The organism is Pseudoalteromonas luteoviolacea (assembly GCF_021654285.1).
In the GTDB taxonomy this organism is placed as follows: domain Bacteria; phylum Pseudomonadota; class Gammaproteobacteria; order Enterobacterales; family Alteromonadaceae; genus Pseudoalteromonas; species Pseudoalteromonas luteoviolacea_J.
In genome coordinates this window covers 123,446-147,430 of record NZ_JAKFZS010000011.1, presented here as the reverse complement: position 1 = coordinate 147,430, position 23,985 = coordinate 123,446, and the positions used below count along the sequence as shown (strand labels likewise).

24 protein-coding genes are annotated in these 23,985 nt (G+C 41.6%); 16 read left to right on the top strand and 8 right to left on the bottom strand.

The annotated features are described in order from the left end of the window. The first annotated feature begins 158 nt into the window (after positions 1–158). The 10 genes from glyA to L1077_RS12510 all read left to right on the top strand — a co-directional run bounded on the left by glyA (position 159) and on the right by L1077_RS12510 (position 10,562). The gene (gene glyA, locus L1077_RS12555) at positions 159–1,415 is read left to right on the top strand and encodes a serine hydroxymethyltransferase (RefSeq protein WP_237137153.1); all 1,257 of its coding nucleotides are present in this window, start codon (positions 159–161) and stop codon (positions 1,413–1,415) included. A gap of 160 nt (positions 1,416–1,575) precedes the next feature. Then, positions 1,576–2,025, top strand: a complete 450-nt coding sequence (gene nrdR, locus L1077_RS12550; RefSeq protein WP_023398519.1) for a transcriptional regulator NrdR — start codon at positions 1,576–1,578, stop codon at positions 2,023–2,025. Beyond that, complete coding sequence (gene ribD, locus L1077_RS12545; protein ID WP_237137152.1) at positions 2,025–3,140, top strand: bifunctional diaminohydroxyphosphoribosylaminopyrimidine deaminase/5-amino-6-(5-phosphoribosylamino)uracil reductase RibD; 1,116 nt, start codon at positions 2,025–2,027, stop codon at positions 3,138–3,140. Before nrdR ends, ribD begins: the two co-directional genes overlap by 1 nt. A gap of 8 nt (positions 3,141–3,148) precedes the next feature. Next, entirely contained in the window at positions 3,149–3,805 is a 657-nt protein-coding gene (locus L1077_RS12540; RefSeq protein ID WP_237137151.1) for a riboflavin synthase, read from the top strand. A 35-nt stretch (positions 3,806–3,840) separates the two neighbouring features. Next, positions 3,841–4,953, top strand: coding sequence for a bifunctional 3,4-dihydroxy-2-butanone-4-phosphate synthase/GTP cyclohydrolase II (ribBA, locus tag L1077_RS12535; protein ID WP_063361859.1), 1,113 nt, complete (start codon positions 3,841–3,843; stop codon positions 4,951–4,953). Positions 4,954–5,068: 115 nt separating this feature from the next. Then, the gene (ribH, locus tag L1077_RS12530) at positions 5,069–5,533 is read left to right on the top strand and encodes a 6,7-dimethyl-8-ribityllumazine synthase (protein ID WP_039611622.1); all 465 of its coding nucleotides are present in this window, start codon (positions 5,069–5,071) and stop codon (positions 5,531–5,533) included. A gap of 11 nt (positions 5,534–5,544) precedes the next feature. Beyond that, positions 5,545–5,955: a transcription antitermination factor NusB gene (nusB, locus tag L1077_RS12525; protein ID WP_023398524.1), complete on the top strand. Its 411-nt coding sequence runs from the start codon at positions 5,545–5,547 to the stop codon at positions 5,953–5,955. 44 nt (positions 5,956–5,999) lie between these two features. Continuing rightward, complete coding sequence (gene thiL, locus L1077_RS12520; protein WP_237137150.1) at positions 6,000–6,965, top strand: thiamine-phosphate kinase; 966 nt, start codon at positions 6,000–6,002, stop codon at positions 6,963–6,965. 8 nt (positions 6,966–6,973) lie between these two features. Beyond that, complete coding sequence (locus tag L1077_RS12515) at positions 6,974–7,459, top strand: phosphatidylglycerophosphatase A family protein (protein WP_237137149.1); 486 nt, start codon at positions 6,974–6,976, stop codon at positions 7,457–7,459. Between the two features lie 25 nt (positions 7,460–7,484). Beyond that, positions 7,485–10,562 (top strand): ligand-binding sensor domain-containing diguanylate cyclase, encoded by a 3,078-nt coding sequence (locus L1077_RS12510; RefSeq protein ID WP_237137148.1) that lies wholly within the window; start codon positions 7,485–7,487, stop codon positions 10,560–10,562. A 63-nt stretch (positions 10,563–10,625) separates the two neighbouring features. Here L1077_RS12510 and L1077_RS12505 read toward each other — a convergent pair whose 3' ends face one another. Continuing rightward, entirely contained in the window at positions 10,626–11,354 is a 729-nt protein-coding gene (locus tag L1077_RS12505) for a transporter substrate-binding domain-containing protein (RefSeq protein WP_237137147.1), read from the bottom strand. A 304-nt stretch (positions 11,355–11,658) separates the two neighbouring features. Here L1077_RS12505 and L1077_RS12500 point away from each other — a divergent pair, with 304 nt between their 5' ends. Continuing rightward, positions 11,659–12,636: an FHA domain-containing protein gene (locus L1077_RS12500; protein WP_237137146.1), complete on the top strand. Its 978-nt coding sequence runs from the start codon at positions 11,659–11,661 to the stop codon at positions 12,634–12,636. Positions 12,637–12,672: 36 nt separating this feature from the next. After that, on the top strand, positions 12,673–13,536 hold the full coding sequence (locus L1077_RS12495; protein WP_237137145.1) for a M61 family metallopeptidase: 864 nt from the start codon (positions 12,673–12,675) through the stop codon (positions 13,534–13,536). Between the two features lie 32 nt (positions 13,537–13,568). On the opposite strand, the gene phaC is transcribed toward L1077_RS12495, so the two are convergent. From phaC to L1077_RS12480, 3 genes are all read right to left on the bottom strand, one after another. Further along, complete coding sequence (phaC, locus tag L1077_RS12490) at positions 13,569–15,338, bottom strand: class I poly(R)-hydroxyalkanoic acid synthase (protein WP_237137144.1); 1,770 nt, start codon at positions 15,336–15,338, stop codon at positions 13,569–13,571. Positions 15,339–15,575: 237 nt separating this feature from the next. Then, positions 15,576–15,920 carry a phasin family protein gene (locus tag L1077_RS12485; RefSeq protein ID WP_063361852.1) on the bottom strand — a complete coding sequence of 115 codons (345 nt, stop codon included), beginning with the start codon at positions 15,918–15,920 and terminating at the stop codon, positions 15,576–15,578. Between the two features lie 92 nt (positions 15,921–16,012). Further along, on the bottom strand, positions 16,013–16,762 hold the full coding sequence (locus tag L1077_RS12480; RefSeq protein ID WP_063361851.1) for an SDR family oxidoreductase: 750 nt from the start codon (positions 16,760–16,762) through the stop codon (positions 16,013–16,015). A gap of 526 nt (positions 16,763–17,288) precedes the next feature. On the opposite strand from L1077_RS12480, the gene L1077_RS12475 reads away from it, so the two are divergent. Continuing rightward, a complete protein-coding gene (locus L1077_RS12475) occupies positions 17,289–17,693 on the top strand; it encodes a rhodanese-like domain-containing protein (RefSeq protein WP_237137143.1) in 405 nt (134 codons plus the stop codon). Positions 17,694–17,713: 20 nt separating this feature from the next. On the opposite strand, the gene L1077_RS12470 is transcribed toward L1077_RS12475, so the two are convergent. Then, positions 17,714–18,757, bottom strand: coding sequence for an alkene reductase (locus L1077_RS12470; protein WP_237137142.1), 1,044 nt, complete (start codon positions 18,755–18,757; stop codon positions 17,714–17,716). A 128-nt stretch (positions 18,758–18,885) separates the two neighbouring features. Between L1077_RS12470 and L1077_RS12465 the strand changes: the two genes are divergently transcribed. Together L1077_RS12465 and L1077_RS12460 are read left to right on the top strand one after the other, a co-directional pair. After that, complete coding sequence (locus tag L1077_RS12465) at positions 18,886–19,467, top strand: TetR/AcrR family transcriptional regulator (protein ID WP_237137141.1); 582 nt, start codon at positions 18,886–18,888, stop codon at positions 19,465–19,467. A gap of 204 nt (positions 19,468–19,671) precedes the next feature. After that, positions 19,672–20,535: a winged helix-turn-helix domain-containing protein gene (locus L1077_RS12460; RefSeq protein ID WP_237137140.1), complete on the top strand. Its 864-nt coding sequence runs from the start codon at positions 19,672–19,674 to the stop codon at positions 20,533–20,535. Positions 20,536–20,705: 170 nt separating this feature from the next. Here L1077_RS12460 and L1077_RS12455 read toward each other — a convergent pair whose 3' ends face one another. Together L1077_RS12455 and L1077_RS12450 are read right to left on the bottom strand one after the other, a co-directional pair. Next, positions 20,706–21,500, bottom strand: coding sequence for a methyltransferase domain-containing protein (locus L1077_RS12455; protein WP_237137139.1), 795 nt, complete (start codon positions 21,498–21,500; stop codon positions 20,706–20,708). 6 nt (positions 21,501–21,506) lie between these two features. Further along, positions 21,507–22,262 (bottom strand): Nif3-like dinuclear metal center hexameric protein, encoded by a 756-nt coding sequence (locus L1077_RS12450; RefSeq protein WP_237137138.1) that lies wholly within the window; start codon positions 22,260–22,262, stop codon positions 21,507–21,509. A gap of 162 nt (positions 22,263–22,424) precedes the next feature. On the opposite strand from L1077_RS12450, the gene L1077_RS12445 reads away from it, so the two are divergent. After that, a complete protein-coding gene (locus tag L1077_RS12445; protein WP_237137137.1) occupies positions 22,425–22,898 on the top strand; it encodes a VOC family protein in 474 nt (157 codons plus the stop codon). 44 nt (positions 22,899–22,942) lie between these two features. Here the strand turns inward: L1077_RS12445 and yghU are convergent, their stop codons facing one another. Next, entirely contained in the window at positions 22,943–23,809 is an 867-nt protein-coding gene (gene yghU, locus L1077_RS12440; protein ID WP_237137136.1) for a glutathione-dependent disulfide-bond oxidoreductase, read from the bottom strand. Positions 23,810–23,985: the final 176 nt, after the last annotated feature.

Below are 23,985 nucleotides of genomic sequence, written 5' to 3'. Positions count from 1 at the left end.
TTTTTTATATTTAAATAAAAAAATATCATCCCTGAAACACTGTGAAATAAATTCAATCCTTGCTTAAATAGAGCCACGCAGATTTCGTAGGCAATTGGATGTAAATTGCGTACAATTGCATTCGGTAAATTTAATCATACGTGCACCTAGGAGAAACCATGTTAGAACGTAACATGAATATTGCAGATTTTGACCCTGAATTATTTAACGCGATCCAGTCTGAAACGACTCGTCAAGAAGAGCACATTGAGCTAATCGCATCTGAAAACTACTGTAGCCCGCGTGTTTTAGAGGCTCAAGGGTCACAACTTACAAATAAGTACGCAGAAGGTTACCCTGGTAAGCGTTATTACGGCGGTTGTGAGCACGTAGATGTGGTGGAGCAGCTGGCAATTGACCGCGCATGTGAACTATTTGGTGCAGACTACGCAAACGTTCAGCCGCACGCTGGTTCTCAAGCAAATGCTGCTGTTTTTCAAGCGCTACTTCAGCCACATGACACTGTATTAGGTATGAGCCTTGCTCACGGTGGTCACTTAACGCACGGTTCTCATGTAAACTTCTCAGGTAAAACATACAATGCAATCCAGTATGGCCTAAACGAAGAGACTGGCGAAATTGACTATGCACAAGTAGAAGCGTTAGCACTTGAGCACAAACCAAAAATGATCATTGGTGGTTTCTCTGCTTACTCTGGTATTGTTGATTGGGCTAAATTCCGTGAAATTGCAGACAAAGTTGGCGCATATTTACTTGTAGACATGGCACACGTTGCTGGTCTTGTAGCTGCTGGTGTTTACCCTAACCCAGTACCTCATGCACACGTTGTGACTACAACAACGCACAAAACATTGGCTGGTCCTCGCGGTGGTTTGATTGTTTCTGCATGTGGTGATGAAGATGTTTACAAAAAGCTAAACAGTGCAGTATTCCCTGGTGGTCAAGGTGGTCCTTTATGTCACGTGATCGCAGCAAAAGCGGTTGCATTCAAAGAAGCACTAGAGCCTGAATTCAAAACTTACCAAACACAAGTTGTTAAGAATGCACAAGCGATGGTCGCTGTTCTACAAGAGCGTGGTTATAAAGTTGTTTCTGGTAAAACAGATAACCACCTATTCCTGCTTGACCTTATTGATAAAGACATCACAGGTAAAGATGCTGATGCAGCACTGGGCCGTGCAAACATTACAGTAAATAAAAACTCTGTACCAAATGACCCTCGCTCACCATTTGTGACATCTGGTCTTCGTATTGGTTCACCGGCTATCACACGTCGTGGCTTTAAAGAAGCTGAAGCAGGTGAATTGGCAGGTTGGATCTGTGATGTATTAGATAACATCGATGATGAATCAGTACAGGCACAAGTAAAAGAAAAGGTAAAAGCCATCTGTGCTAAATTACCTGTTTACGCATAATTAGAGTCACAATTTGCGTTATTTTTGATATTATAAAGGCCGCATTTATGCGGCCTTTTTATTATCTATGCGTTCGGTGTGCTAAACAAAGGCACCTGTTAAGCAGAGATTGACCATATTTATACGCCGCATTAAAAATACTACCCAACAGTGAGAATTTATGCATTGTCCTTTTTGTACGGCAAAAGATACTAAAGTGATTGATTCGCGCTTGGTGGCGTCTGGGCACCAAGTAAGACGCCGCCGTGAATGTATAGTTTGTCATGAGCGCTTTACGACGTTTGAAGGCGCGGAATTATTAATGCCCCGAGTGATTAAGCAAGATGGTACACGGGAGCCTTTCAATGAAGATAAATTGCTAAATGGTTTACATCGCGCATTAGAAAAGCGCCCAGTTAGCACTGAGCAAATTGAAGAAGTCGTACATCAAATCAAATCTCAGATCCGAGCAACCGGAGAGAGAGAGGTTAACAGCAAAATGATCGGCGAATGCATTATGGAAGCTCTGAAAAAGCTCGACAAAGTCGCTTACGTTCGCTTTGCTTCAGTTTATCGCAGTTTTGAAGACATCAAAGAGTTTGGTGAGGAAATCGCGAGGTTGGGAGACTGATGCATTTTACACAAGCTGATCATGAGTATATGGCACTGGCCATTGAACTTGCTAAGCAGGGTCAGTACACCACAACGCCAAATCCAAATGTTGGCTGTGTCCTTGTTAAGAACGAAAAAATAATAGGGCAAGGCTTTCATATTCAGGCAGGTGGTCCTCATGCTGAAGTACATGCTTTAAGAGAAGCAGAAGGGAAGACGCATGGCGCTACAGCTTATGTAACCCTAGAGCCTTGCAGTCACTATGGCCGAACTCCGCCTTGTGCTAAAGGGTTAATTGATGCGGGCGTGAAAAAAGTGATTTGCGCCATGGTTGACCCAAATCCACAAGTGGCTGGCAATGGCATAAAAATGTTAGAGCAAGCAGGTATTGAAACCGCATTTGGCTTGCTGGAGCAAGAGGCGCGGGCTTTAAATAAAGGCTTTCTCAAAAAGATGGAAACTGGAAAGCCTTATGTGATTGCAAAACTCGCCGCAAGTTTAGATGGTAAAACGGCGCTACGAAATGGCAAAAGTAAGTGGATCACTGGTCCAATTGCAAGACAAGATGTACAGAGCTATAGAGCGCAAAGCTGTGCTATTTTGTCTGGTGCCGACACGGTGTTGGTTGATGATGCCAAGCTCAATGTGCGCGCCAGTGAATTTAAAGACTTTGAATTGGTGGATAACCTAGCGCAATTACGTCAACCCATTCGTGTGATCATCGATACGCAAAATCGCTTACATCCTAACCTAGGCTTATTTAGCCAAGAATCTAAAATTATTATTTTACGTACCAAGCTTGATAAACAGCATCAATGGCCTCATTTTGTAGAGCAAGTGTGCTTACCTGAAACCGAAGGTAAGCTAGATTTACATGCTGCAATTGACTACTTGGCGACGCAAAATATTAATCAAATCTGGCTGGAAGCCGGCGCAACTTTATGCGGTGCAATGCACGAGCAAAAGCTCATTGATGAATATATCATTTACATGGCGCCAAAAATTATCGGTGAAGGTGGCAGGGGCCTATTTAACAGTTCTGTTTTAACAGAGATGTCCCAAATATCAGAAGTTAAAATTACAGAGTGTGTCCAAGTTGGCACAGACATTCGCATAAGTGCGACCACTAAATAAGAGTACATATGTTTACAGGTATCATTGAAGCAACGGGTACACTCACTGAACTTACTTTGAAGCAAGGTGATTTAAGTGTAAAAGTGCAATCTCACAATTTAGATATGACTGATGTGGCGCTCGGCGATAGTATCGCCACTAATGGTGTTTGCCTTACCGTAGTTGAAAAATACAGTAATGGCTTTAAAGCGGACGTATCAAATGAAACCTTGTCGCTTACACGTTTTGGCGATTATCAAGTTGGACAAAAGGTCAATTTGGAAAAAGCACTGCAGCCGATTTCGCGTCTTGGCGGGCATTTAGTATCTGGCCATGTTGATGGCGTTGCAACCATTGTGGCAGTTGAAGAAAATGCTCGCGCCACGGATTATTGGCTATCGGCGCCAGATAGTCTGATAAAATATATTCCTTATAAAGGCTCTGTTGCTATCGACGGGATAAGCCTGACAGTCAATGCTGTTGAAGGAAATAAATTTAAACTCACCATAGTGCCACATACCGCACAAGAAACAACAATAGCGGATTTTAAAGTCGGTACTGTGGTGAATCTAGAAGTTGATCAAATTGCTAGATACTTGGAGCGCTTAATGCAAGGTACTCAAACGACTTCAAGTGAATCGACTCTCACAACCAGTTTGTTGGCACAAGCTGGCTTTATTAAGTAATTGGCCATTCAAACAAAGTAATTAATGGGAAAACTATGAGCTTAAACAGCGCAAAAGAAATCATCGAAGACATTAAAGCCGGTAAAATGGTTATTTTGATGGACGATGAAGATCGAGAAAATGAAGGTGACCTGATCATCGCGGCAGAACATATTACGCCTGAAGCGATTAACTTTATGGCGACCTATGGCCGAGGTTTGATTTGCCTAACGATGACACAAGAAAGATGTCAACAACTCGACCTGCCACTTATGGTGCGAAATAACGGCGCGCAGTTTTCTACTAATTTTACGATGTCAATCGAAGCGGCTAAAGGGGTGACAACAGGTATTTCTGCTGCGGATAGAGCCCGTACAGTGCAAGCGGCTGTTGCTAAAGGCGCTGTTCCAGAAGATATCGTTCAGCCTGGTCATATTTTCCCTATTATGGCGCAACCTGGTGGTGTTTTGACTCGTGCAGGGCACACCGAAGCGGGCTGTGATTTAGCACGTTTGGCTGGACTAGAACCGTCGTCAGTAATTGTTGAAATTCTGAACCCAGACGGCACTATGGCAAGGCGTCCAGAGCTGGAAGTGTTTGCAAAAGAACATGATATTAAAATTGGCACCATTGCTGATTTAATCGAATACCGTAACCTGAATGAAACAACAATCGAAAAAGTGGCTCAGTGTAAGCTGCCAACTGAGTACGGTGAATTTGACCTAGTTACCTACAAAGATACCATTGATAATCAGCTGCATTACGTGTTGCTAAAAGGTGAAGTTAAAGAAGATGAGCCGACACTGGTACGTGTTCATTTACAAAGCACATTCAATGATATTCTCCTATCTGATAGAAGTGCAGATCGCAGCTGGACTTTACATGGTGCAATGGAATACATCGCAGAGCATGAAGGCGCATTGGTCATTCTTGGTAAAAATGAACAGACTGAAGACTTAGAGCAATTGGTTAAAGCCTTTGCAGCTGAAGATCAAGGCGAGAAAATCAACTACCGTAAGTTTCAAGGTACATCTCGCACAGTTGGTGTAGGTTCACAAATTTTGGCAGATTTGGGCATTCAGAAAATGCGTCTGATGAGTTTGCCGAAGAAATATCATGCACTTTCTGGCTTCCACTTAGAAGTTGTCGATTACGTAGAGCCGAAATAGTCTCGCTCTTCACTTTTTACACCTACTGTCTGGTTGGACAGTAGGTGTTTTTCTTTAAGATGTGCTATTATGCGCGTCAATTTGGCTATTGCTAATACTGATCAGGAATCATCTAATGAAAATAATTGAAGGTAACAAGTTCGCACCAGGTAAAAAATTTGCCATTGTCATTTCTCGTTTTAACGATTTCATCGGCAGCAGCTTATTAGAAGGTGCAGTAGATGAGCTTAAGCGCACAGGTGGCGTGAAAGATGAAGACATCACTGTGGTTTATGTACCAGGTGCAGTTGAGTTACCTCTTGCAGCTAAACGTGTTGCAATGAAAAAAGAGCATGATGCTATTATCGCGCTAGGCGTTATTATTCGTGGCGGTACGCCACACTTTGATTTGGTTGCTAACGAATCAAATAAAGGACTAGCATGCGTTTCATTAGACTACGATATTCCAGTTGCTTTTGGTGTATTGACGACAGAAAGTATTGAGCAAGCTATTGAGCGTGCGGGAACTAAAATGGGTAACAAGGGTGGCGAAGCTGCACTTGGTGCACTAGAAATGGTTAACGTACTTGAGCAAATTTAAGAGGAATCTAAGTGAAACCAGCAGCTAGACGTAAAGCGCGTGTGCTTGCATTGCAAGCTGTCTACTCATGGCAGTTAAGTGGCAACCCAATTGCTGATATTGAGCAGCAAATGCTAATTGAGAACGACGTATCAAAAGTCGATGTGGAATACTTCAAAGATTTAGCACGTGGTGTTGCAGTAAACCATAAACAGTTGGATGAAGCGATTCAGCCTCACCTGTCTCGTCCATTTGACGATTTAGACATGGTTGAATTAGCGACTTTACGCGTAAGCGCGTATGAGCTTAAGTTCCGTGAAGATGTGCCATATAAAGTGGCTATCAACGAAGGGATTGAACTGGCCAAAATATTTGGTGCAGAAGACAGCCATAAATTCGTGAATGGCGTGTTGGACAAAGCAGTTAAGAAAATCCGCAAGTAATCAGAATCATGAGGAGAGCCGGCGTTGGCCGGCTTTTTTAATGTATGAAGGAATTTGAGTTAATTAATCATTACTTCAAAGGCAGAGGCATAACTCGCCGTGATGTTGCCGTTGGAATTGGTGATGATTGTGCTGTAGTTGATATTCCTGAAAATTGTCAACTTGCAGTTACCACAGACACCTTAGTTGAAGGTGTGCACTTCTTTCCCGATATTCCCGCAAGGGCGTTAGGACATCGTGTTCTAGCCGTGAACTTAAGTGATTTGGCAGCCATGGGTGCTGAACCCACTTGGATATCCATCGGTTTAACACTGCCTGCAGTTGATATGGCATGGCTTGAGGAGTTTACTGAGGGTCTGCACGAAATCGCTGAATACTATAATGTACAGCTGATTGGTGGTGATACAACACAAGGTCCGCTGACAATTACTATTTGTGCTAAAGGTATCGTGCCCAAAGGTAAAGCCTTAACACGATCGGGCGCAAATGTGGGTGATTGGATTTATATTACAGGCCCAGTAGGTGATGCTGCTTTGGCAATTGAATCTCGCAAGCGTGGCATTGCATTAGATCCAGACCAAGAAAAGCGTGTAACCGAAAAATTGCACTATCCAAAGCCTCATGTTGCTGCAGGGCAGGTATTAAGAGGCCTTGCCACTTCTTGTATCGATATCTCTGATGGCTTACTCGCGGATCTCCAGCATATTGTTGACCGTTCAATGGTAGGTGCTGAGGTAGATGTAAGCAAGGTCCCGATTTCCGACGATTTACGCGCACTAGATAACGAAAACCTTCGAGAAATGCTGAGTTTGTCTTATGGTGATGACTACCAACTTCTGTTTACTGTCAATGACAACAACAGAAGTGCTGTTGAAGCGAGGCTGGTCCAGTATGGCGTCCAGGCAATTTGTATTGGGCAGATCACCAATACAGCGGGCACCGTAGAACTTTATAAAGATGGCGAGAAATACTCTATCTCAGAGCAAGCTGGCTATGAACACTTTAATTAGGAGCGAGCTTGGATAAGTCGTTAAAATTCAATCTCAAACGCCCACACCAATTGTTTGCGTTGGGGTTTGGTACGGGCCTTGCGCCCAAAGCACCTGGCACAGTTGGAACACTAGCAGCATTGCCGTTTATTTTTGCCACAATGACATTGCCCGTTTGGTTTCAGGTTAGCCTTGCCGTTTTGATGACGATATTTGGCATTTGGGTATGTGGTAAAACAGCTAGAGATGTAAATGTGCATGACCACCCTGCGATTGTTTGGGATGAAGTGGTTGGCTTTTATATTACTATGATTGGCGCTGCTATTAGTTGGCAGTCGTTGATTGTGGGCTTTGTTTTGTTTCGTTTTTTCGATATAGCAAAACCTGGACCCATTAGAATGTTAGATAAAAAGCTGCACGGCGGGCGTGGAATTATGGCTGATGATGTTTTGGCAGGTATTTTTTCATTGATTTGTGTCCAAGCTTTGTTTAAAACAGGGGTCCTAGGCGGCTAACTCAAAGTTGAAAAAGAGGGAATCTATGCGCACATTTTTTCTACTGTTAATCATGCTAGTGACATTCAATGTGAATGCCGCTATTAACGATTACGTCGTAAAACAGTGGAACATGCAAAATGACTTACCATCACAAAGCATCAAAAGTGTGGTGCAAGATCAACAAGGTTATATTTGGCTAGGTACTCAATTTGGTCTGAGCAGATTTGATGGGCATCAATTCGTCAACTTTAACACTCAAAACACCAACTTTTTAGTCAGTAATGCGATCAATAAGCTGGTTGTTGATCGCTTCGGCATGCTTTGGGTAGGTACACGCCGAGGTGTATTGCGTATAGATCCCCAAACTATGAAGGCGCAGAAGTTCAAAATTCAAGCCGATGTCAAAGATATTATCGAAGATAATAATGGCAATATTTGGGTCGCTGCAAATGGGCTTTACTATATTTCTGCAAAACGTTTAATGTTGGATAAAAACAACTTAGACGATAGTAAATTATCACTCACTCATATTAGCCAGATTGTTGGCTCAGTAACAAAAATGGCGCCATCCCCTGATGGTATTTGGGTTGTCAATGAGCGCCATCTTTTACGTATAGGCGAAGCACAGTTCGTTGGGTCTAACGGTATGCGGTTAGAGTTATCGAGCAAAATATCTTTGCCACGTCAGCTTGCACAGACCAATATTCATGACTTAGCTTGGGTTGATGGCAAGCTTTTTCTTGCATCTCAATTAGGTGCATTTTTCCTTGACTTTGACGAAGTATTAAGACGTTTTGATGAGATAGGTAATAGCGCGGTCTACAAATTTCTGAGTGATGAACAAGGGGGGATGTGGGTCTCTACCTATGGCCGTTTGTTGTATAAAGAGAGTGGCGGTGAGTGGCAATCAGTAGATTTAGTACAACTTGATCAGGGTATTTGGTTTACCGACCTATTCATAGATAAGAGTAATAACGTTTGGCTTGCGAGTATCAATGAAGGCTTATGGCTTGCTCATTCAGGTCGCGTTGAACGCTTTCAAGCGGGTCTTCGAGGTAAACAAGCAATCTCCGCAATGACCATGGGGCCTCGAGGTAATGTTTGGGTGGCTACCCGAGAAGGGGTTGGCATGCTGGACCAAGATGATAACTACCAGCCAATTATTACGCCAGCGCAACTAAAGGGTGTTGAAGTACATGACATGGAGTTTTTAGATGGCCGCCTATATTTAGGCACTGGCCGTGGTGTCGTGATATATGATAATGGTCAATTACTCGCTATTCCAAATCGAGAATTTCGTCAAACTCAAGTATTTACCATTAGTCCATCCAATCAAGGTGGGCTGTGGATAGGTACAGGTCGTGGGTTATATCGCCTTGACTATAATGGACTCACGCCGTTTACATATAATGCGTTTTTGGGGAGTCAATTTGTAACTTATATTGTCGATTTCCCCCGTTATGGTTTTATAGGTACTGATAAAGGTGCGTATAAATACAATGAGCGCGGTATTGAAAAAATAGGTGGTCAAACGTCGTTAGAAACTGCCTATGTGACCAGTATATTGCATGTTGAAAACTACACCACTTTGGTGGGGTCATTTTACGACGGATTATATTATCGCACCGAGTCTGGTGATTGGTTTCAATTAGATGCCTCTCATGGCTTACCTTATGGTCCTATTCTGTCTTTGCACTATGACAAAGAGCAAAACTTTATCTGGGTCAGCTCTATGAAAGGTGTTTATCGCATGTCAATAGAGCAATTTACGCAAGAGATTGAAAATTTAAAAGTGGAACAAGTTATCAACCCGTTCGATAGGCAATTAGATGGGATGCCCAGTCAATGTTGTACTGGCCTTGGCCATGACTCAGTTGTTGAAGTGGATGATGTCTTATTGTACCCAAGTCTACAAGGTGTAGTTAGAATTCCGAAAAGCGTTAAGCTGTTCAGCGACAGTGAACTTGAGCCTCGCTTTGAAGGGATCACCACACCAATTAGAGAGCTCACGCCAAACAAAATTGTAGAAAGTATCGTTTTGGATACCAATGAGCGAGACTTAACCATTCGTTACACAGCCATTGACTTCTATGCACCGCAAAGTATTGAGTTTAGATATAGGCTTGAAGGTCATGATGATCAGTGGCGAGATGCACTTGCAAGACGTGAAGCCATTTATACTAATTTACCACCGGGTGAGTTTACGTTTCGCTTAGAAGTAAAACGTCGTGGAGAAGATTGGCAAGAAGCCCATTCGAAAGCGGTCAAATTGACGTTGCCGCGCCGTTTTGATGAAACCGTATTTTTTAGGCTTATTATTACTTGTGGTTTTATCTTTTTATTCTATCTCGTGTTTTGGGTGTTTAGAGCGCAGGAAAGACGGAAGCAAGCTGCTTTAGAGGAACTGGTTACAGAGCGTACCACTGAACTTAGAAAAGCCAATGAAAAGCTCAATAAAGTGAATACACAATTAAAGCTTGTGAGTCATTCAGACGAACTTACCGGATTGAAAAGCAGACGATTTTTATTTGACCAATTGCCTAAAGATATTGAACATTATCAGCGCAACGCACACTCATTGAAAGAGCAAGGTAAAAGTCTTGTATTGATGATTTTGAATATTGATAAGTTCAGTAAAATTAACGATGCAAATGGACCGATTGGCGGGGACAGTTGCTTACAACAATTAGCGACTTTATTAAATACTCGCACGCAAGGCTCTGATTATGTTGCGCGTTGGAGTGGTGATGAGTTCTTACTTTTACTGCGAGATTTTCAGTGTTCTGATGTGGATCAGTATGTTAAAGATCTTTGTAAGGCAATTGGAGAGTTTGATTTTACTTTGCCTAATGGCAAATCTACAAAAATGACAGTCTCTGTTGGTTGGTCGTTCTACCCACTACAAATGTTAGGCGGACACGTTATTGGATGGGAAGCCTCAGTCAACCTTGCGGATATTGCGTTGCACCAAGTTAAGCGCAGCGGTGGTGATGGCGCAGCAACCGTGGCTTTTGATGACGAGTTGGATGCGTTTGAATTTGAGCAAAGCCAGAATGTAGAATCTCAATTGCAACTACTTCAGTCTAATGGTTTAGCTGAAATTAAAGTGTGGATGCGTTAAAGCTATTAAGTGCAGATGAAAAGTGCCAAGTTGAGCAAGTGTGCTCTTGGCACTTCTACTTTGTTATTCGCGCATTTGTTTCTGGACATTAAGCAGCGCTTCATCCATCTTTTTTATAAAATCATATTTAAATGGATATTTACTGCCATTGTCTCTCGTGTAGCCAATATGTGCAGTGCGGCTTAAAACGACTCTATCTTCGCTAAACTGCCTAACATTTATGTCGTCTCGTTCTTTTTTGACGGATTCAAAGCCCATTAATGTCGACAATCTGTCATTGACATAGCAATCTAAACGAAACTTAGATAGTTTTTTGATATTCGTCAGGGTATCTTTGTTTTCCCATATTTTAATTAAGCCTTTTTTTCTTGCTAACCTAAGCTCTTTATCCAGAATTAAAAAGCCGGCATTGATGCCAATATTGATTGGGGGCTTTTGAGTGGATCTGTCCAGTATATTATTGAGTGTGATCCCTGGATTGCAAAAAGCAACAACGGCTTCTTCTCCCAGCGGTACTGAGTAGGGCCAGATATAAGGCCGCTTATCTTTATGAATATAGGGTGGTAACAGTGCAAAGGCTTCACCATTTTCCATAGCTGCAACACCACGCTTCCAAGGAATAGGCTCTAATATCACCTGATAATGATTGGATAATCGCCTCGCAGCGAGTCTCACTTGCTCAATATAAATGCCATATAAATAACCGTTACTTTCATAAGAGTAGGGTGGGTAGCTATCGTCAACTAAGATTGTTACACGTGGTTTTATAGTGGCATGTGAATTTAAGGGCAAAAGCGCACCATAGGCCAAAAGCATAACAACAAGCAGGGAAAGCATGGGACGCATCATAAATAGTGTAATAGTTAAATTGAAGGCAGTCATTGATAACTTTAGGCAACTATGGTCGATATTACCAGTGGGAATGGTTAGCCGATTACGGGGAAAAGCGCGGTTTTACACACAGCTACCATGCTGTAATGAAGCGTAATTTATTTGTCTGTGCTTTAGAGTTACACTATAGGCAAGGAAAAGCGCTGTGATTAAGCGCTTACTTGTCCTTGCAACATAGAGTATTAATAGAGGAATAGGTGACCCCATGGCTAAGCTTAAAGTAAAGGATTGTTCAGATGTTATCTACTTAAAGGCGTTCCATCGCTTTGGTAGGTTGACTTATTCTGTAGATACTCATGTTAGTGGCGTAGAAATCTCTCGTATCCATGCTGTGATAGAGCATAATGGTGAGGATTGGGAGCTCCGAGATCTCAGTAAAAATGGCGTGTGGCTAAATGGTCAGCGCATAGCTTACAACCAAGCGATACATCTTAAAGTGGATGATGAAATTACCTTTTCTGAGATGCATCCTCAAACATTTGTCGTCGATTCTATTGCTCCACCAAAAGATTTATTAATTCCGTCATGTAATGAGCAACCAGATGAAGTGATACCGCTAGAGAAATACCACTTCTTGCCATCAGAAACTGACCCTGAGTTGGTTGTTTTTTACGACAATGAAAAGTTATGTTGGTGCTACGAGCACTTGGCCTCGGGCAAAATTGTGCCTTTGACTGACAGTGACAATCTGTGTGTTGCTAATGAACTTTGGTATTTGTTCCAAGTTGAAGCAGCATCTCAAGAAGCGACTATGCCAATTGATAAGGCGCATCAGTCCAGTTTAGAGTTTGTATTTGATATTAGCCTAGACGAAGAAATAACTGAGCTAAAAGTCAATCATAACGGCGCATCACTTGATTTTGATGTTAGGACTCATCACTATTTAACTGCCTTATTAGCCCGTTATAAAGCAAGAGATGAGGCAGCAGTCGAAGAAGAAAATGAACGCGGTTGGGTCAGTGTTTCACAGTTGTCAAAAGACTTAGGCATTAGTGAAAGCCATATCAATATACAGATCCACCGTGCTCGCAAACAGTTTGTCGACTTAGTTAATGACAAAAGCCTTGCTGAGCAGATCATTGAGCGCAAACGTGGTCGTGTCAGATTCGGTGGAAAGCACTTTACTATTAAGAAGGGCTCGCACACCGAGGCATCCTACGCAGGACTGCAACTAGCACTATAATTGGAGTTCCGATTTCCTTACTTCTATTGAGTGTCTATGCACTTTGCTACGTGGTTACTCTGTTTTTTTAGCTCAAGTTTGTTTGCTTTGGGCAGTTCGGCCGTGATCACGTGGCACAATACTTCACCTACAGCTCCCCATGTTGAAGCAGTTCCAGAGTGGATCCATCATGGAATTGATAAGACGGTATCAGCACTTGGTGAGCTTCCAAATAATGTAATTCCTGTATCTGTTTATTACATGAAGCATGCGAAGGAGCCTGTACCTTGGGGGGAAATATTGCGTGGTGAACCAGATAGTATCAAGTTGTATATTGATGAACATGCTTCGCTTAGTGCTCTAACAGCCGATTGGACGTTATATCATGAATTAGCGCATTTATATCATCCACGGTTAGATAATCATGATAGTTGGTTGGCTGAAGGACTTGCCACTTACTTACAAAATGTGATTATGCTCAAAGGTGACATTATTTCAAATCGTGATTTTGTCGAAAGAATTAAAGCAGGGCTCGAACGTGGTGAGCTTGCGACTAAGCAGTTTGCTGGACAATTATCGCAGATATCCAATAACATGTGGCAGTTGAAAGCCTATCAGCGTGTATATTGGAGTGGCGTTGCTTTTTTTATTGAAGCTGAACTTGAATTACAATCCAAGTGTGCCGATTGCAACATGGTTAAATTGCTCGCGCGTTACCAGACCTGTTGCCGGGATAATAAAACTATAAATGTCAGCCAAAGCGCCACAGTGTTCCTGTCATATTTTGATATGCTAGCCGAGAATAACATGTTTATGCCGCTTTATAAGCGCTATAAATCGAGACGGGATTTTCCATATATTTCAGAAAATCAGATTATTAAGATACTAAATCGTTATACAAAGCAGGTCGCAGTGAGGTAGGCAAAGACCCGTGCCTTTACCTACTCGTATGGTTAAAGTCTAGCTTTTACATATTCGCCTGGGGCGTCGTAAATACCTGGGTTTGCCTTCGTTTTTACAGCGCGTGCCGGGACTTTTTCATCAGTAAATTGGGTTATCCATTTACCCCAATGATTCCACCAAGAGCCCTTAGTATGGTCCGCTTTTTCAAGCCAAGCATTGGCACCCCCCTGTGGTGCCGGGCCTGACCAAAAGCCATATTTGTTAGCTTTTGGTGGGTTAATAACACCGGCAATATGGCCAGATTCGCCAAGTACAAAAGTTGTTTTTGAACTGGTGTATTGAAAGCCTTTGAACGTTGCTTGCCACAGTGCAATATGGTCATCTCGGGTTGATAACGCGTAGATAGGCTGTTTGACCTTGGCTAAATCGATCTTTGTGCCTCGGACTTCAACTTCTTTTGTGGCGATTAACCTGTTTTCTAAATATAAATCTCGCAGCATAAAGTTATGACACTTAGCTGTAAGGTTGGTGCTATCTCCATTCCAGTACAGCAGATCTAAGTCCATTGGTGGCTGGCCTTTGAGGTAATTATTCACATAATAATTCCAATACAGGCTATTTTCTCTTAACATGCTAAACGAGACGCCTAACAGGTGACCATGCATAACACCATTTTGCAGGTTGTAGGCCTCTAGCGCAGATATAGTTCCTTCATTAACAAAGACACCTAGTTCACCTGGTTGTGAGAAGTCTAGTAGGGTTGTTAGCAAAGTCGCGCTCTTAATTTTTTGCTTCATGCGTTTAGATGTAAAGTATGCCATGGCTGTTGCCACCAGCGTACCAGCGATGCAATATCCTATGGCATTGACATAAGCTTCACCAGTTTGCTTTTCTATTTCATCCAAAGCGGCAATCACACCATCGACGACATAATCTTCAAATCCAACCTCTGCCATGCTTGGATCTGGGTTTTTCCAAGAAATCATAAACACGGTATGGCCGTTATCAACGGCCCATTTAACGTATGAGTTTTCTTCTTTTAAATCTAAAATATAGTATTTGTTGACGTAGGGCGGTACAAAAAGCAATGGTGTTTTGTGCACTTGCTTAGTTGTCGCAGTGTATTGAATTAATTCAAATAAATGGTTTTTAAAAACGACTCTACCAGGTGTTGTGGCCAGATCTTTTCCCAGCTCATAAGCGTTTTCATTGGTCATGCTGATCCTCAGCATATCACCGCTTTTAGCCATGTCTTTTTTAAATAGTTCAAGTCCATTTATGAGGTTTTGACCTTCAGACTCAATGGTTAATTTTAAAAGCTCTGGATTAGTCGTAATAAAATTACTCGGAGAAATAGAGTTTATAACTTGTCTTGCAAAGAATTCGAGTCTTTCTTTTAATTTTTCATCTAAGCCAGGAGTTTGGCGAATTGAGTCAAGTAATGACTGGCCAAAAAGTAAATAACTTTGCTTGATATAGCTAAACCAAGGGTTATCTTGCCATTCGTCGGCAAGAAATCTTTTGTCACCGCGCTCAGTTGAAATTACCTCTTCGCTTGATGCATTGAGGCTTTGTTCCCAAGTTTGTTGAACAATTTTTAATTGTTCTTGCCACCAGTTAATTTGTTGTTTTGCGAATAGTTCTGGTTGCTTAGTAATTTCTTTTGCCCATTGGCCAAAGTCTTCCGCGCTTTGTTCGTTGAGCGCTTTTTGAACCGGGCTGTTATTAAAAAGGTTTTGCGAAAAAATACTGTAGAGATCTTGATTATACTGCCACCAAGCGGTCATGGTCTGAGTAAAATCTTTATTGTCGGTATCCATTTTATGCTTCCTAGTCGGAGATGTGACAGACGAGTTATTGCTTTAAAAGATGCGCTGCATGTGCTGTACAAACTTTTTAACGAGAGTGTGAGTCGACGTTGTTTATTGGCACATATATTCTCTAATACTCATACTCACAGATCGTGATGACCAAATATAAGCTTGTCAGTGGTATTGCATGTGAATAAGGTAGATCAGCCTAGAAAAATTGAATTCCACTAGGCTGATATTGGCGCATTATACTTTTGCCGCTTTAACAGTCTCGTTCGAGATAGTCTCTAGGTTATCTTTAAACTCTTGACCTAATTGAGTTAACTTTTGACCATCTTCGATAAGCTGCTGACTCAGCTTGTTCACTGCACTTAGCTGGCTTGCATTGAAGTCAATGAAAGACTTAACGTCTTTTACTTCAGCGGCAGTTTTAAGTTGCTCTACAGATGTCTCTGTAAATGAATGCGCAGCATCTAGCTGAATTTTCGCTAGTTGCTCGATATTTTTTGCAACTAGTTGGTTGAACTGAATTGCAGGTGAGAAGAATTTTTCGCTTTGATCAGTGATTGATTTAAAAAAGTCGTTGTACATGGCTTGCTTCCTATTGAGAGATAATCCGTTTAAAAATGCAATACCCATCTACTACAGAAAAGTTGCCTTTTCTAAATGGTATCGTTGAGTTCTTAGTTCATATACAGGCCGCCGTTTAAGGCAAGCGTTTCACCAGTAATATACGCTGCACCATCAGAGGCTAAAAAGCTCACTGTTTCTGCAACTTCTAATGGTGTCGCTAGTCGTTGCATCGGTACTTGCGCCTTGATGCTTTCTAATACGTCTTCACGCATTTTTGCAACCATAGGGGTTTCTGTATAACCAGGTGCAACAACATTCACGGTGACACCTGCTCTTGCGCCTTCATAGGCAAGAGATTTACTAAAGCCAATCATACCTGCTTTGGCTGCCGCGTAGTTTGCTTGGCCAAATTGTCCTTTTTGACCATTGACGCTAGAGATGTTGATAATACGACCCGACTTATTGCTACACATGTGTGCAAAAAGAGGTTGAGTCATATTGAACATAGAATTTAAATTTGTATCAATGACATCGTGCCATTGCTGCGCGTTCATTTTCTTAAATGAAGCATCACGAGTAATACCTGCATTATTAACCAAAACGTCAATTTTCCCGTGATTATCAATAACTGACTCAAGGCTATCAGTGCATGCTTGTGCGTCAGTCACATCTAAAAATAATGGTGAAACATATTTCGGGTTGATATTTGATTCATTACACCAAGTATCAAAGTCTGCCTCGTTACGTCTTGGGCTTGCGACTGCAATAACAAAGTAATTATTTTCTACGAGCTTTTGGGTAATGGCTGTACCGATTCCACCTAAAGCGCCTGTTACTACTGCTATTTTTTTATTTTCCATAATGTGCTGTTCCGAACATTAAGTGGCAAAACAACTGAACAACTAAGCCACGTATCACTGAAGTGGTTGTATTCAGTGACGGGTTAAAACTAACGTTATTGTTCATGTCTAATGTGACGAATTAATAACTAATTTGTTTAATATAAAAGACAAATACTCATGATTTTGTATTTGATTTAGGCACGTATTACTTAAATCCCTGCCATACTGCTCAATATCCAATTTTAGATTAGACTAAAAACTCAAAATTTAACAAGGTGAGTTGTCTAACCAATTGTCCAATCGCGCGTGCAGTAAGTAATAGTAGGTATTGGGATTTTCGGTATTAGACTAAAGGATAGTAGACGCTAATTAATTCAATAAGCGTTTTATTTTCTTTTAAAAATTAGATGGTTAATGTTTTTTTGGGGTTGGTGTTTTTTTTAAAAAAAGATTTGTTCAATGGTACATAAATCGTCTTTTCATGATTTCTAAGGTAGGCTATTTTGGTAATGCGATTTTTCAAAATTTTTTAAGGAGTTTGTTGATGTTGAGTTCTGGACGGTTTATTGAGGCATTTATAATAAAAATAGTGTTGGTTTCTTCACTGTGTTTTAGTGCAGTGGTCAGTGCTAATGTTCAAGTTGTCAAAGCAGCAGAGTTGTTAATTAATCAAATGTCAGATGCTCCATATACGATTATCGATGTGCGTACTGTTGAAGAATACGCTGATGGTCATATTAAAGGTGCAATCAATATTCCTTATGACCAAATTGAAGCACAGTCATTTCTTCTTAATGAGCTAAAAGATCAAACATTAGTTGTCTATTGCCGCTCTGGCAGGAGGGCGCAAATTTTTGAAAACACTTTATTTAAACGCGGCTTTACATTGTTCCACCTAGAGGGAGACATTTTGGGCTGGAAGTCGCAGGGGCTACCACTGGTAAAGTAGTAACCCCGATAGTCAAAGTATTATATGAGAGTTGCTAGCATTTCTTCATTGTATTCGGTTAAAGCTTGCTGATTCTTCACTTTGGACATGTAATCTGGGTTGGCAATAAATGGCCTGCCAATTGCGAGTAAGTCAAAGCGGTCGGTCTCTATTGCTGTAGCCCCTGTTTCTGGGGTAAATCCACCCACACCGACCAATGTTTTTTGATATCTTGCTCTAACATAATCAGAAGCTCGGCCACCAAGATGCTCGAACGTCATGTCATCATCGAATATCCCAATATGTAAAAAGGCTAAATCGCGTTTTTCCAATTCAGGTAATAAATAGTCAAACACAGCTTTGTCGCGTGCGTCTGCAGCCATGTTGAAATATGCACCTGGAGATAGGCGTAAGGCTGTTTTTTCATGACCGATACGTGCTGCAATGGCATCGACGACTTCCAAAGCAAATCGGCTCATATTTTTTGGAGTTTCGCCGTATTGGTCAGTTCGGGTATTGCTATCATAATGCAAAAATTGGTCGATGAGATAACCATTCGCACCATGGATCTCAACACCATCAAAGCCAGCATCTATCGCGTTGGCAGCTGCCTGAGCGTAGTCATCAACCAGTTGCTTGATTTGCTCAACGGTAGCAGGAGTTGGCACTTGATAACTAAGCTCTCTCATACGTGGGACTGTTCCCTCAAGACCTCGATCACTGGGCGCTATGACGGTGTCTCCATCATAAAAGTAGGGGTGTGCCGTGCGGCCTGTATGCCATAGCTGCGCAAAAATCTTACCACCGTTCTTGTGCACAGCATCAGTGACCTTTCTCCATCCAATGATTTGCTCAGGAGTAAATAACCCTGGCGTATTCGGATAGCCTTGGCCATCAGGTCGGATAATAGTCGCTTCAGAAATAATCAATCCAGCATCAGCTCGTCTTGCATAATATGCTGCCATATCATCCGTAGGGACGAGTGCATCGTCTGCCATACAGCGTGTTAAGGGCGCCATTAATACGCGGTTTTTTAACGAGATTGCGGCGTTTAATTTATAGGGCTGAAATAAGATGTCTGTCATGGGTTGTGGTTCTCTTTATTTTGAATGTTTATTCAAGATAGCTTTATTTGAACGATCATTCAAGAGTGTTTTTGAACATTTGTTCAAAATTGTTTAATATACCTTTAAATCCCCACGTGGAGTTATCAATGAGAAGCGCAGAGTTTGATAGAGAAACTGTTCTAAGAGCCGCTATGAATGCATTTATGGAAAAAGGCTATAATAAAACCAGTATGCAAGACTTAAAGCGTGCCACAGGGCTGCATCCAGGTTCGATTTACTGTGCATTTGAGAATAAAAAAGGATTATTACTTGCGTCGTTAGAACAGTACAACTTGGATAGAAGCGAAGAGTTACGTGCTATTTTTCATGAGCAAAACGGCGCATTAAGTGGTTTACAAGCATACTTAGATAGTATTGTTGCTGAGTGTATTAGTGGCGATCCCACTCAATCTTGCTTAAGCCAAAAAGCCATTAATGAAATTGCACAAACAGATGCGCAGGCACAAGCTGTTTTGAGCCAGCAGTGCGTCATGTGGCAAAGTTTTATGAAAGACATTTTTATGCAAGCAGAAAAAGAAGGTGTTATAACTGGGGAGCGATTACCTGAGCAGCGTGCACAAAGTTTAATTGTTGGCATTTATGGACTTAGGACATTTTCTCAAGCTCAAAAGGACGCGAGTATCATAGCGAGTCTAGCTAACCAGTTAATATATGATGTTTGCCGCTAACAGCCCGATTGAAAGCCTGTATGCACACTGTTTACGTATGATAAATGGACTAAATGTGTTCAGCTAATCAGACAAAGAAAGTGTGTATTTAGGTACATTCCATTAGACATTATTACTAGCTTGAAAGACTAGCTCTGTTGAGGACTTTGGTATAGTCTATGAATTCTTTTGATTATTAGTTAATTAATTGGAAATCATGAAGATATGGAATATCAGTTTTCTAATGCAGTGTTAAACACTCGAAGTCAAAGCTTCGAAGTAGATGGGAAAAAGGCGGTACTTGAAGATCGCACTTTTAAGCTACTTGCTTATTTAATTGATACCCACCCTAAAGTTTGCTCTCAGGAAGAGCTGGTTGCCTACTTATGGCCTGATTCAGTCGTCTCCCCATGGTCGCTGCCTCGCTTGATTTCAGATACACGAAGTTTGTTACGAAGATTAGGTGTAAAACAAGATGTGATTTTTACTGTGCGAGGGCAGGGCTACAAGTTTAATCCTGAAGTCACAATTCGCAGTGCAAATGACACCGCTCAGCTTGAGTTAGCAATACTACGCGCAGAGCATAATTCTGATGGAGCGCATCTAAAGTTTTGGATAGGTGTTACTTTGTTGATGTGTTGCGTATGCATATGGCTAGTGATTAACCACGGCTTTGTACATGAACAAACTACGAGCTTTAAGGCCAGTGAACCCGTTGATGCCAAAGGGAGAATACTGTGGGTCGATGATAACCCTAAAAACAATACAAAAGAGCAAGGGTATTTTCTTAAGAAAAAGATAGGCGTTTACAATACGACCTCCACACAAGAGGCACTGCTATTATTGAGCATGTACGAATATTCGGTCGTTATTTCAGATATGGGACGCGATGGTGAACCTTTAGCAGGATTGAAACTGCTCAGAGCGATGCGTGCTGTGGGAGATGAAACCCCATTTTATGTCTATACCTGGGTTGAGTCTGATAAGCAAAAAGAAGTGATCATATCGGCAGGTGGCCAGGGAGTCGCTACTAAAAAGCAAGAGCTCTACAATTATGTATTGCTGCACTTTAGTGATGAAAAAATTTAATCTAAAAAGTTAAATATTTGATTTATCTGCTTTTCAACTTGTTTCAAAGCGATTCAAGGGACAAATTCATGCAACTATGTCAATGTTTAGTTGCTGCTCTCTTACAGCAAATGTCTTGGCCTTAACATTAGTACCGTGGTGGGTGCTGCAGATGTTAAGGCCGTTTTCTTTTATGCTTGTAACAGCAGATGCGTATACCTTCCTATTGATGCATATGGCTCTGTTTTGTTGTATTGCAATTCAAGCGCTAAAAGTGCTTCAAATTGGTTTTCTGCTTTTTGCAGCTCGCGTAAATAATCGTGAAAACAACGTACGCCCGTTTTACTCATCGTTTTGAGAGAAAGCTCGGTTAACCAAAGTTCAACCTGCTCACTTTCTAGTGGCTGATTTGGACTAAGTCCAACTTTTTGTTTAACCTTCAAACCGCTTGCTACGTAATCAAAGTTACCATAGACCATGTTGGCTAAACGTTGCGCTGCCTTATTGAAGTACATCAGAGATAATACGCCATCAGGCTTTAAGCAATTTTTTAATATGGTTAATGCGTGTTGCTGCTCAACTATCCATTCTAAAACGGCATGACAAAGCACTAAATCAAACTGTCCAAGGTCAAGTGCCGGGATATCTTGTAACTGAGCATGAATGAAGCTCATCTCATTGATAAGGTTTTCATTTTGAGCTCGTTCTTTAGCAAGTTCTAACATAGGCTCAGATACATCCAATAAAGTCACGTGATGACCTCGCTTGGCAAGGTAAAGCGCAAGTTGGCCTTGACCTCCACCAACATCCAGTATCCTGAGGGCTTTATCTGTAAAGTGTTGATTCAATAGCTCGTCTAAATCACGCTTGAGGACAGCTTCACGAATTTTTCCTTTGGTTGTACCGTAGATATTATTCTTAAACTTGCCAGCGATATCACAAAAGTGACGATCTTGTGGGCTAGGTTTACGTTGCTTTTTCGCCATGTTGGCTTATACCGGGTTATTAATATCGACAAATTCAACATCAAGGTCGTATTTGTCAGCCAAGTATTCTCCTAAGGCTTTAACACCGTAACGTTCTGTTGCATGGTGTCCAGCGGCAAAAAAGTGAATGCCTTGCTCATTAGAGCTATGGATAGTTTGCTCTGATGCTTCACCTGTTAGGTAGGCATCAATGCCTTGACTTGCCGCTAGATCAATAAAGCTTTGACCGCCGCCTGTGCACCACGCAATCGTTTCAATCTTGTGCTCACCAGCTTGATTTACCAGTGGTGGTCTATCTAACTTATGTTCTATTAACTGCGCAAACTCATCGACTGTCATCGGGGTTTTTAGCTTTCCTTTAACAGCGACACTGTTCTTATTCCACGGCTCCAGTGGGCGCTCTACAATCAGGTCTAGGAGCTGACCAAGTTGTGCATTGTTGCCAAGCTCTGGGTGCACATCAAGAGGCAGGTGATAAGCCAGTAAATTAATGTCGTGTGCAAGTAAACTTTGGATGCGACGCTTTTTCATACCTGTAATTGGTTGGTCTTCACCTTTCCAAAAATAGCCATGGTGCACTAAGATGGCATCGGCTTGTTTTTTTATTGCAATATCTATCAGCGCTTGGCTGGCGGTAACACCGGTAATAATCTTTTTGATTTCTGATTTACCTTCAACCTGCAAACCATTGGGGCAAAAGTCACTTATTTGAAAAGGTTTGAGTAATTCTGTGAGTTGGTTAACTAATTTTTTGCGCTGCATAATGACCCTGAGATGCGATAAAAACGCATAGTTTAGCGTTTTTTTGACGGAATAAAAGTGTCATATTTTTATCCGTGTTACGAGGGAAGTTCAGGGCAAAGTTGTGCTTTACAAATATTAGGCTAGTTTTAGTTTCACATACATGGCTTAGGAGCAACAATTATGGCGGTTAAGGGAATTCCCGAAGGGTATCATGCGATCACGCCTTATTTAATTGTACAAGGTGGCGCTGATGCCATTCATTTTTATCAAAAAGTATTTAATGCGTCATTGGTTATGCAGCTAAACATGCCGGGTGGATTAATTGCACATGCTGAGCTGAAAATTGGCGACTCGCATATCATGATCAGTGATGAATGCCCTGATATGCATTTCAAGGGGCCAAAGCAATTGGGGGGAACTTCGGTTTCTTTGATGCATTATGTAGAAGATGTCGACTTTGTTTTCTCACAAGCTTTGGCAATGGGGGCAAAAGAGATCAGAGCTGTTGAAGATCAGTTTTATGGTGATAGGGCGGGCACATTAGAAGACCCGTTTGGACATGTTTGGACAATTGCAACTCATATCGAAGACTTAACTGAAGCAGAGTTACAAGAGAGGATGGGTGAGTTTATGTCTAAACATCAAGCGCAGTGATAACATCAAATGAAGCCCCACAAAAGGGGCTAATAGTGCTTGTATTACTGGTTGAGCTTGTCTTGGGTGTTTAATTCGAAATCGCTGCTGTCGTGTCTTTGGCGAAGCTGTTCACTTGGCTCACCCCATGTACGGTTGACCATTCGCCCGCGCTTGACTGCAGGTCGTTTTGAAATTGATTTAGCCCAGCGCTGAACGTGACCGTATTCTTGTACATTTAAAAACTCTGCCGCCTCATACAGCCCGCCTTCCACGAGTACCCCATACCAAGGCCAAATAGCTATGTCTGCAATGGTATATTCATCGCCACACATATAAGTATTGTTCTGTAGGTGATTATTTAACACATCTAGCTGTCTTTTTACTTCCATGGTATATCTGTCTATGGGATATTGGAATTTTTCCGGTGCATAAGCATAAAAGTGCCCAAATCCACCACCTAAAATAGGTGCTGATCCCATTTGCCAGAATAACCAGTTAAGGCACTCGGTTCGAAGCGCGAGAGATTTAGGAATAAACTCAGAGAATTTTTCTGCCAGATATAACAAGATTGCGCCAGACTCAAATACTCGAATAGATGGCGTTTGATTGTTATCAATGAGCGCAGGGATTTTTGAATTGGGGTTAATATCACAAAATCCAGAGGAGAATTGATCTCCTTCCATAATATCAATTAAAAAGGCATCGTATTCTGCTCCTGCGATACCTTTTTCAAGTAGCTCTTCGAGTAAAATGGTGACCTTAACGCCATTAGGAGTCGCTAAAGAATAAAGTTGGAGCGGGTGCTTGCCAATTGGCAGAGCCTTGTCGAATCTGTGTCCTGCTGTTGGGCGATTTATATTGGCAAATTTTCCGCCGTTACCTGCTTGCCATTGCCAAACTCGTTCTGGTGTATAGTTAGTCTTTGTCATCACCTTTCCTTTTATTCACTGGTTTTAATCTTCTAATGTGGACCGTGGTCAGCGCGTTTTCAATTCAGTTGATCAATATTAGTGCAGAGTCCCATGTATAAGTTACAAGTACTTTAGTTGATTTTGTTATGTATAAGGAGTTAGTTAATCGCTCATCCGGCAGGTATTTGGAAGAT